Source organism: Geobacillus sp. ZGt-1 (genome assembly GCF_001026865.1).
GTDB classification, from domain to species: domain Bacteria; phylum Bacillota; class Bacilli; order Bacillales; family Anoxybacillaceae; genus Geobacillus; species Geobacillus thermoleovorans.
Window position 1 is genome coordinate 252,086 of the sequence record NZ_LDPD01000023.1, and the last position, 9,530, is coordinate 261,615.

Below are 9,530 nucleotides of genomic sequence, written 5' to 3' on the forward strand. Positions count from 1 at the left end.
ATCGCTTCGTTCAGCGCGTCAAAAAAGAGCACATCACATGAGTAAATGCCGACAATCTCGTCAAGATCCTCTTTGATTTTCCACTTCTGTTTTCCGGTCTAGTCAATGCACAAGTCAATGTCCGAGTTGTAGCGGGCCGTGCCGCGCGCCCGCGAGCCGAACAAAACGACTTTTTGTATATCTTCTTCGCCCGCGAAATACGCCATCAGCCGTTCAAACACGGTCGGGCTCATTCCATACATCACGGTCGATCACTTCTTCTTTGATGTTTTGCAGTAGCGTTTCGATTTCGTGGACATATTCATTCATCTGAAATCAAACATGCCTACTTCAGAAAACAGTGAACAGACTAAATCACTTCTAACGATATTTCATGTAGCATATCGAGATCTTGCGTCTGGCAAGATGGAAGGAGCTCACCGTAGACACTTATATTTACTTTCCGCTGTGGAAAAGCCTCAACATGAATTGATTCAATTCTCGCCATATAACGCCCGTTATTTTGAATAAGGTTAAACATAAACTCGCTATAGAAAGCAGGAATATACCCTAGCTTACCCCCTTCATCTGTTAACACTTCTACTGCTTTAGAATCTTGCCTATTCTCCGGCTCTAATCGAAAATGTACCTTATCCCCCACTTTAAGATATTGAATTACTCGATCTCCCTCGTAATATCTCCAACCCGCGACATAAAAATCAAAATCGAAATGATTTCCCGATACATAAATTGGCGCTACAAATTCATAAGAATCTGTCGCAAGTTTACCACCAGTCGCTCGCAGCATATCCATATCTGTACAATCGCGCGGCAAGCCGTATGTCCGCAAAATTTCTAAAAAATCCGGACGGCGCCGGTCAGGCAAACGCCGCTCAAAAGGCCCGAACAATCTGTTAGAAACGTATTTTTTTCCTATATCCGGAAACGACAAATGAGGTTGATAACCGTTTTCTAGTGCTTCGAACAGTCCTCTTCTCTTCCTGCTACGTTCATAATAAAATACATACTTATCCCCATCGTGTAATAAGTTTCCAATATGATATCGCTGCCGAGTACATTCATTTTGCCAAATTAACCAAAGCACAAAAGGGCGCATCGCTTATTTCACCTCCATATACCAATTTACGAGCCATTCTTTTCGATACTGTAATAATTTTAATACCCATTCTTTGTAAATTTTACTCATGACATTTTCTGAAACACCATCTAAAACAGTTGTGACTTGTTGCTCATTTATTTGACTGATACGATCAATTTCCTTCTTCATTTCTATTATCACAAACAATAATGGTCATGCAAAAACCCGAAGTCCCTTTTCGAACTTCGGGTTCTCCTTTCACACTTCCTCGCAATATTCGTCAAACAGCGCCTGCAGCTTTTGCACGACGGCGACCGGTTCGTGCCCTTCGATGTCGTGGCGGTGGAGCATGGCGCACAATTTCCCGTCTTTTAACAACGCGAACGACGGCGAGGACGGCGGCTCGCCGACAAAATACTCGCGCGCGCGGGCCGTTGCTTCTTTGTCTTGGCCGGCAAAGACGGTCACCAAATGGTCCGGGCGCTTGTCGTAGTGAACGGCGTGGGCCGCTGCGGGACGGGCGATGCCGCCGGCGCAGCCGCACACGGAGTTGATGAGGACAAGCGTGGTGCCCGGACGGCGGAATGCCGCATCGACGTCTTCCGGCGTGCGCAGCTCTTCAAATCCGGCTTCGACCGCTTCACGCCGCGCTTGTTCGACGATGTCGTGATAGAGCGGAAATTGAAATTGGAACATCTCAACACCTCCTTCGATTTTCCTTTATCATATCACAGTTCACCGCTCTGCTTCCGTTCATACGCTTCGATCAGCTCGCGGACGGCGGCGGTGACCGGCTTGGCGCCGGAAATGACGCTGTTCTCGAGCATCGGGAGCTTTTCTTTCACGACCGGATCGGCAAAAAAGCGCGTTTCCACATATTCTTTGATCATGGCGTGCATCCAGTCTTTTTGCTGCTGGCGGCGGCGGTCAAAAAAGACGCCGGATCGCTTCGTCGTCTCGACGAACGCCTGGATGACGCGCCACATGTCGGCGATCCCTTCGCCCAACAGCGCCGAGCATGTGTATGCTTTCGTCTCCCAGCCGGGCGTGGCCGGGCGGAGGTAATGGAGAAACTGGTTGTATTCGTTTTGCGCCATCCGCGCTTTTTCTTTATTATCGCCGTCCGCCTTGTTGATGACGATGGCGTCGACCAGCTCCATGATGCCGCGCTTCATGCCTTGCAGCTCATCGCCGGCGCCGGTTAAGGCGAGCAGCAGGAAAAAGTCAACCATCCCGCGGACGACAAACTCGCTTTGCCCGACGCCGACCGTCTCGACGAGGATGATGTCATAGCCGGCCGCTTCGCACAGCATCATCGTCTCGCGCGTTTTCCGATGCACGCCGCCAAGCGCCCCACCGGATGGAGATGGACGGATGAAGGCGTGCGGATGGCGGGCAAGCGCCTCCATCCGCGTTTTGTCGCCAAGGATGCTGCCGCCGGTCAACGAACTCGTCGGGTCGACGGCCAAGACGGCGACGCGATGGCCCTGCTCGCACAAAAACGTGCCAAACGCTTCAATGAACGTGCTTTTTCCCGCCCCCGGCACGCCGGTGATGCCGATGCGAATCGAGCGGCCGACGTGCGGAAGCAGTTCATTGAGCACTTGCTGGGCGAGATCCATATGCCTGGCCGCATTGCTTTCGACAAGCGTAATCGCCTGCGCCAAAATGGTGCGGTCGCCGGCGAGCACTCCTTGGACGTATTCTTTAACCGATCGTTCTTTTCGCCGCACGAGCCGCTTCGGCGCCGGCGGGCGCTCGGCTTGCACGTACGACGACAGACCATTGCCGTCCGCCCATTCCGGGCGCCGCGGCTGTCCGTCCGAAACTGCGCTCTGGCCGCTTGCCTGTTCCCGCCGTTTCTCTTCGCCGTTCATTGGTTCACTTCCTCATAGCCAAGCCGGGCGTAAATTTCATCCAACACTTTTTCCGCCGCTTCCGGAATGACCGTGCCCGGTCCGAAAATGGCGGCGGCGCCGTGCTCATACAAAAACGCGTAGTCTTGCGGCGGAATGACGCCGCCGACGACGACCAAAATATCATCGCGGCCAAGTTTTTCAAGCTCCTCGACGAGCTGCGGCACAAGCGTTTTATGCCCTCCGGCGAGCGAACTGATGCCGACGGCGTGCACATCGTTTTCGACCGCCTGGCGCGCCGTTTCTTCCGGCGTCTGGAAGAGCGGGCCGATGTCGACGTCAAACCCTAAATCAGCAAACGCCGTGGCGATGACTTTCGCCCCGCGGTCATGGCCGTCCTGCCCCATTTTCGCGATCAAGATGCGCGGGCGGCGTCCTTCGAGTTCGGCGAACTGCTCAACCCGTCGCTTCACCCGCTCGAGCTGCGCTTCGTTTTTGTATTCCGAGCTGTAAACGCCGCTGATCGAGCGGATGGCGGCGCGATGGCGGCTCGCCACTTTTTCGATCGCGTACGAAATTTCCCCGAGCGTCGCCCGGACGCGCGCCGCTTGGACGGCAAGCTCGAGCAAATTCCCCTCGCCCGTTTCCGCCGCTTTTGTGATGGCGTCAAGCGCCGCTTCGACCTGCTCGTTGTCGCGCGTCGCCTTTAGCTCGTTCAGCCGCTCGATTTGCCGCTGGCGCACGGCGGTGTTGTCGACTTCCAAAATGTCGATCGGCTCTTCTTTTTCCGGGCGGTATTTATTGACGCCGATGATCGTTTCCGCTCCTGAATCGATGCGCGCTTGGCGGCGGGCCGCCGCTTCTTCGATGCGCATTTTCGGGATGCCGGTTTCAATGGCTTTCGCCATCCCGCCTAAGCTTTCGATTTCTTCGATATGCGCCCACGCCCGCTTCATCAACTCGTTCGTCAACGTCTCGACGTAATACGAACCGGCCCACGGGTCGATCGTCCGACAAATGCCGGTTTCTTCCTGCAAGTACAGCTGCGTATTGCGGGCGATGCGCGCCGAGAAGTCGGTCGGCAAGGCGATCGCTTCATCCAAGGCGTTCGTATGGAGCGACTGCGTATGCCCCATCGCCGCCGCGTGCGCCTCGATGAGCGTGCGCACGACGTTGTTGAACGGATCTTGCTCGGTCAAGCTCCAGCCCGACGTTTGCGAATGCGTCCTTAGAGCGAGCGATTTTGGATTTTTCGGATTGAACGTTTTCATCATTTTCGCCCACATGAGGCGCGCCGCCCGCAGTTTCGCCACTTCCATAAAGTAGTTCATGCCGATCGCCCAGAAAAACGACAGCCTCGGCGCGAACGAGTCGATGTCAATGCCGGCTTTCAAGCCGGTGCGCACGTACTCAAGCCCGTCAGCGAGCGTGTACGCCAGCTCCAAATCGGCCGGCGCCCCGGCTTCTTGCATATGGTAGCCGGAAATGCTGATGCTGTTGAATTTTGGCATGTATTTGGCCGTATAGGCGAAAATGTCGGCGATGATGCGCATCGACATCTCCGGTGGATAAATGTACGTGTTGCGCACCATATATTCTTTCAAAATATCGTTTTGGATCGTGCCGGACAGCTTGTCTTGCGTCACTCCCTGCTCTTCGGCGGTGACGATGTAAAACGCCATAATCGGGAGCACCGCCCCGTTCATCGTCATCGACACTGACATTTGGTCGAGCGGGATGCCGTCAAACAAAATTTTCATATCGAGCACCGAGTCGATGGCCACCCCCGCTTTGCCGACGTCGCCGACGACGCGCGGATGGTCGGAGTCATAGCCGCGGTGCGTCGCCAAGTCAAAAGCGACCGACAGCCCTTTTTGCCCCATCGCCAAGTTGCGCCGATAAAAGGCGTTGCTCTCCTCGGCGGTCGAAAAGCCGGCGTATTGGCGGATCGTCCACGGCCGCACGACGTACATCGTCGGGTACGGCCCGCGCAAGTACGGCGGCAAGCCGGGCATATAATCAAGAAAATCGAGCCCATCGATGTCTTCCTTTGTATAAAGCGGCTTCACCGCAATGTGTTCGTTCGTCTGAAACAACAGCTCATCGATCGACGCTTGCACGCGCCGCTCCACCGCGTCTCTCCACTGTTTCTCATCCACATCGGCCGTTGCGTCGGAAAGCGTCATGTTGGTAAAATCAACGTACTTCGCCATCAAGCGCCACCCCTCTTTCCGTTAGAAACGCCACGATCACATCGTACGCGTTCGAACCGAGATGAATCGATCCGTCCACGCCCGCGTCCGCGTACGTTCTCTCAAGCTCTTCCGGCGGCTTTCCGGCGACATACAGCTTCGCGTTCGGCTTGGCTTGCTTGAACGCCTCAGCCAACGCTGGAACGAACGCCGGGTAATCGTCATCGGCGCCGCACACGATATAATGCGTCCCGTTCGTGTTCCGCACCCATTCGACCGCTTCCGCGACCGAGGCAAAGCCATCGCTCCGCTCAGCCGCCACCCCGCCGGCCGCAAACAGCCCGGCGATGAAATCGGCGCGCGCTTGATGACGGACAAGCGGCCCGATATTGATCAAGTGAACGGAAAGCCTGCTTCCTGTGCGTTCGGCATGCTCCTCGGCTGCCTTCCGCAGCTGCTCAAACGGCTCGGCCAAGCGCCATGCCCGAATCGGCGTGATGGCAACAACCGCGTTCCCATCGACCAACGCCGCCGCGATCTCCCGAGCGGTTGCTCGACGGCAGGCCGCACGAATCGCCGCTTCCATCCACTTCCCGCCCGCGAGCGAGGCGCGAATATCGGCCACCCGCTTTTCATCCAGCGGCAGCGCCACATTCGCTGCGTCTTGCTTCGGTTTTTCGACCGGCGTTTCCTCCAAATTGGCGTACACGTTCGTGCCAACGATTTTTTCCTTCCGCGTCTTGACACGATCCAGCCGCCGCTTGGCGACCGCTTCCACTTCCGTCTGCACGAAGCCGTCTTCGAGCGCCTTCGCCATGCCGCCTTTTTCCTCCACACGCTGGAACAGCTTCCACGCTTCTTCGGCGAGCTTGGCGGTCAACGTTTCCACATAATACGAGCCGCCCGCCGGATCGATGACGTTCGCCACATGCGCCTCTTCGAGCAAAATGAGCTGCGTGTTGCGGGCGATGCGCCGCGAAAACTCATCAGCGAGTCCGAGCGCCTCGTCAAACGGCGACACGTGCACGCCATCGGCGCCGCCGACAACGGCCGCAAACGCTTCCGCCGCCGCTCGGAGCATGTTCACATACGGGTCGTACACCGTTTTCGTAAAGGGCGACGTGCGCACATGCAGCTCGATCCGCCTTGCTGATTCACCGCCGCCAAACGCTTCGATCACTTGCGCAAACAACCGCCGCGCCGCCCGCAGCTTGGCGATTTCCATGAAAAAGTCGGCTCCGACGGCGAGCGACACTTGCATCCTTGTCGCGATGTCATCAACCGTCAAGCCCCGGTCCAACCCGGCGCGGATGTACTCGACGGCTGCCGCCAACGAAAACGCGAGCTCCTGCACGGCGTTCGCCCCGCCGTTATGGTACGGCTCGCCGCGCACCAAAATCGTGCGAACGGCAGGCATCTGTTCCTTCGCCCACTTCGTTGCTTCCGCCATTTCATCATACAGCCGCTCAAGCGAACACGGGAGCGTCCCCTGCTCCGCCCACGCTCCGAGCGGATCCATGCCGATCGCGCCCCGTACGCTCGATAGCGGGACGCCCCGTTCCTCTAAATAAGCGGCCAACAGCGCCAAAAACGAAAGCGACCGCGCCCCGGCGTCCACACGGAGCGAATAGCGGTCCAGCGGCACGCCATCCAACATCGCCGCCACATCATCAACCGACTCGACGGCAAACGGCAGCCGGCCAAGGGCAAGATGGATTTCCGTCTGCCCCCGCTCCAAGTCGTGCTTCACTGCCTCGTTCCAGTCGGACGGGCTCGCTGCCGAAATCTCCTGGCTCACCTTCCACGGCTCGCCCCGATACCCTTCCGGCCGCGCCCCACGCACATAGCGGCCAAAGCCCGGGTACTGCTCAAGCGGGCCGAGCGCCTCCACATCGCGGCGCGTATAGAGCGGTTTGACCGCAATGTTTTCGTACGTCATCGATACAAGCCGCTCGAGCGGCTTGCCTTTCAGCGACTTTTCCGCTTCCCGCTCCCACTCCTCCACCGTCGGAGCCGGAAACGCCGCTTCCTTCATCTTTGCGACATCGCTCATTCCGATCCCCCTTTGCCTTCCAGACATAAGAAACCGCTTTCTTTTCAAGCCGCACCTTTCCCTCTCGAACCCGTCTGCTCAGAACGAAGCGCTGATGACGCTTCGTGTGGGAAAAAACGGTTTCTATGTTTATTGTAGTACATCGGCCGCGTTTGGGCAATGAACAAAAAGGCAAACAACTTGCTGATGCCACCATTTCGCCATGAAATGGAAAACAAAGCGGTCAAAAAAAAACATGAACGATCCCGAAATGGCTCGATGACTTGGCGAAACAACACCATCTCAACGATTCACAAATCCTCCAAGAAGCCCTGAAAAAACATGAAAGGAAGAGGGCGTTGTTGCATGCTCTCTTGGACGATGCTCCCTCGTCCCCCTCCAAATCACCGCTTAGCGAAAATCTCAACTGCCATTTATTCATTGGAAAATGTTTCGCAAATCGATCACGAAATCCTTCAATACATGAACCAAAACGGCGTCATCCCGGTTGTACACTCCATGAAGTTCCAATCTTCCTGTTTTTCCGTAAAAATCCCCACCACTGGGTGAGTGCTGTATACGCTCCTGATCCGTGTGGGTATACTGAAAATGGCCAAAGAAGGCAATAGGAAAGCAGAGGTGCCCCATTTTCGGACATCTCGTATGATCTGGCTGCCTGTTGGCTATACTAGATAAGTTGTGGTTGGCGGAACGACTCTTTGCGGGAGATCATGCAAAAGATGATCACCAACATTCGTCGAGCTGTGGCGATGAGGGCTTTTTTCTTCCCGCATCGGGCCGCCAACGACCAAAATTTTCGGGACAAGGGATGTGTCTTGGATCGAGCTGCTGACCATGCCGCCTCGCATAACGGAGCAAAAATTGCTCATGGAACTTTTCCGCGCAAATACACTTCCACCACTTGATTCGCCGGGTCAACGATCCAATATTCCTTCACCCCGGCCCGCTCGTACGCGATCCGTTTGTCCATCCGGTCGATTTTGGCCGTGGCGGGGGACAAGATCTCGACGACCAAATCCGGAGCCCCGACAATGCGGTTTTTTTGAATTTTGTTTTTGTCGCAGATGACGACAAGATCGGGGCATACCCAGTTTCGGACGTTTTCATCCATCCATCCCTTGCGATGATCTTCGAAAAGATACACATCGATCGGGGCGGCCAACACGCGGCAATCCTTCCCACGAAGATGCATCCCGAATTCAATGGAAAGTTGAAGCGAAACTGATTGATGTTCCGGTGTCGGCGACGGCGCCATGCTAATGATGTTCCCGTCCAAGACCTCGCACCGTTTTCCTTCCGGCCATGTCGCATACTCTTTGTAGGTCATAGGGGCCTGTTCCTTTTCTGGTGAACCCATATCCTCCACCTGCCTCCTAATTTTATATTGATTATACATCATCCATTCCTGTGTCTTGAACGATGTTTATTCCTCTTCCCGAACGAGCGGCAGGCGGACGAATACGGTCATCCCGCGTCCAAGGTCGCTGTCGAACCAAATCGCGCCGTCATGAAGAGAGACGATTTGTTTGACGATGGCAAGCCCCAAGCCGGTGCCGCCTTCTTTGCGGGTGCGGGCGCGGTCGACGCGGAAAAAGCGCTGGCCGAGAAGCGGGAGCTGGTCTTTCGGAATGCCTTTTCCCGTGTCTTGGATGACAAGCTCGCCTTCCGCTTCCGACAAGCGGGAAAGCCGCACCGTCACCGCGCCGCCTTCCGGGGTGTAGCGGATGGCGTTGTCAAGCAAGTTGCGCACGACTTGTTCGAGCCGGTCGGCGTCGCCGTTGACGATGATGTCATAGTCCAACTCGCACGCCAACTCGATCCGCTTTTGCGAGGCGATCGGTTCGTACGTGGCGATGACATCTTCGATCACTTGGGCAAACGCCACCGGCGCGCGCTCGAGCGGCACGCTTTGCCCTTCAAGGCGCGCCAGGTCAAGAAGATCGCGCACCAGCCGCTCCATCCGCTCCGTTTCGCGGTGGATAAGGCGAAGGTACGCCTTTTCTTCTTCCTTCGTTTTCGCGAGGCCAGCAAGGAGTGCTTCGCTGTATCCTTTCATATAGCTGAGCGGCGTGCGCAGCTCATGCGAGACGTTCGCTAAGAACTCGCGTTTCCGCTCGTCTTCTTTAGCAATGGCGTCCGCCATTTGGTTGAACGCCTCCGCCAGGCGGCCGATTTCATCATCGCTCCGCACGGGGATGTCCGCTTCGTAGCGTCCTTCCGCCATGCGTTCTGCCGCTTGTTCCATCGCTTGGAGCGGCTCGGTCATCTGCCGCACCATCCGTCGGCCGACAACCAAAAGCGCGGCGGCGAATATGGCGGCCAACGGCCAAAACGCGGCGGCCGCCCGCTTC

Annotated in this window: 7 protein-coding genes and 4 pseudogenes; 1 reads left to right on the forward strand and 10 read right to left on the reverse strand. The window is 56.3% G+C overall.

Annotated elements, in window-relative coordinates; all coding sequences use genetic code 11:
* The 7 genes and pseudogenes from VU18_RS09965 to VU18_RS09995 form a co-directional block, all read right to left on the reverse strand.
* Positions 1-242, reverse strand: a pseudogene (locus VU18_RS09965) (nucleotidyltransferase family protein); the annotation flags it as partial.
* 107 nt (positions 243-349) lie between these two features.
* Entirely contained in the window at positions 350-1,096 is a 747-nt protein-coding gene (locus VU18_RS09970; protein ID WP_033012375.1) for an HIRAN domain-containing protein, read from the reverse strand.
* 3 nt (positions 1,097-1,099) lie between these two features.
* Positions 1,100-1,267 (reverse strand): hypothetical protein, encoded by a 168-nt coding sequence (locus VU18_RS20045; protein ID WP_236687353.1) that lies wholly within the window; start codon positions 1,265-1,267, stop codon positions 1,100-1,102.
* A 69-nt stretch (positions 1,268-1,336) separates the two neighbouring features.
* Positions 1,337-1,774 carry a BrxA/BrxB family bacilliredoxin gene (locus VU18_RS09980; protein ID WP_020756259.1) on the reverse strand — a complete coding sequence of 146 codons (438 nt, stop codon included), beginning with the start codon at positions 1,772-1,774 and terminating at the stop codon, positions 1,337-1,339.
* A gap of 32 nt (positions 1,775-1,806) precedes the next feature.
* The gene (gene meaB, locus VU18_RS09985; protein ID WP_047758049.1) at positions 1,807-2,955 is read right to left on the reverse strand and encodes a methylmalonyl Co-A mutase-associated GTPase MeaB; all 1,149 of its coding nucleotides are present in this window, start codon (positions 2,953-2,955) and stop codon (positions 1,807-1,809) included.
* Positions 2,952-5,147 carry a methylmalonyl-CoA mutase gene (gene scpA / locus VU18_RS09990; RefSeq protein ID WP_014196299.1) on the reverse strand — a complete coding sequence of 732 codons (2,196 nt, stop codon included), beginning with the start codon at positions 5,145-5,147 and terminating at the stop codon, positions 2,952-2,954. Before scpA ends, meaB begins: the two co-directional genes overlap by 4 nt.
* A complete protein-coding gene (locus tag VU18_RS09995; RefSeq protein ID WP_042380944.1) occupies positions 5,131-7,179 on the reverse strand; it encodes a methylmalonyl-CoA mutase family protein in 2,049 nt (682 codons plus the stop codon). Before VU18_RS09995 ends, scpA begins: the two co-directional genes overlap by 17 nt.
* Positions 7,180-7,365: 186 nt before the next feature.
* Between VU18_RS09995 and VU18_RS21255 the strand changes: the two are divergent.
* Positions 7,366-7,502, forward strand: a pseudogene (locus VU18_RS21255) (type II toxin-antitoxin system HicB family antitoxin); the annotation flags it as partial.
* 344 nt (positions 7,503-7,846) lie between these two features.
* Here the strand turns inward: VU18_RS21255 and VU18_RS17440 are convergent.
* The 3 genes and pseudogenes from VU18_RS17440 to VU18_RS10010 all read right to left on the reverse strand — a co-directional run.
* Positions 7,847-8,029 (reverse strand): annotated as a pseudogene (locus VU18_RS17440) (IS110 family transposase); the annotation flags it as partial.
* Between the two features lie 24 nt (positions 8,030-8,053).
* Positions 8,054-8,536 (reverse strand): annotated as a pseudogene (locus tag VU18_RS10005) (Uma2 family endonuclease); the annotation flags it as partial.
* A gap of 66 nt (positions 8,537-8,602) precedes the next feature.
* The coding region (locus tag VU18_RS10010) for a cell wall metabolism sensor histidine kinase WalK (RefSeq protein ID WP_236687354.1) at positions 8,603-9,530 on the reverse strand (928 nt) is incomplete at its 5' end.

What these genes read in the sequence shown, in the direction of transcription:
- VU18_RS09980 (WP_020756259.1), bottom strand. Translation starts at nt 1,774, where the DNA reads ATGTTCCAATTTCAATTTCCGCTCTATCACGACATCGTCGAACAAGCG.
- VU18_RS09995 (WP_042380944.1), bottom strand. Translation starts at nt 7,179, where the DNA reads ATGAGCGATGTCGCAAAGATGAAGGAAGCGGCGTTTCCGGCTCCGACG.
- scpA (WP_014196299.1), bottom strand. Translation starts at nt 5,147, where the DNA reads ATGGCGAAGTACGTTGATTTTACCAACATGACGCTTTCCGACGCAACG.
- VU18_RS20045 (WP_236687353.1), bottom strand. Translation starts at nt 1,267, where the DNA reads ATGAAGAAGGAAATTGATCGTATCAGTCAAATAAATGAGCAACAAGTC.
- VU18_RS09970 (WP_033012375.1), bottom strand. Translation starts at nt 1,096, where the DNA reads ATGCGCCCTTTTGTGCTTTGGTTAATTTGGCAAAATGAATGTACTCGG.
- meaB (WP_047758049.1), bottom strand. Translation starts at nt 2,955, where the DNA reads ATGAACGGCGAAGAGAAACGGCGGGAACAGGCAAGCGGCCAGAGCGCA.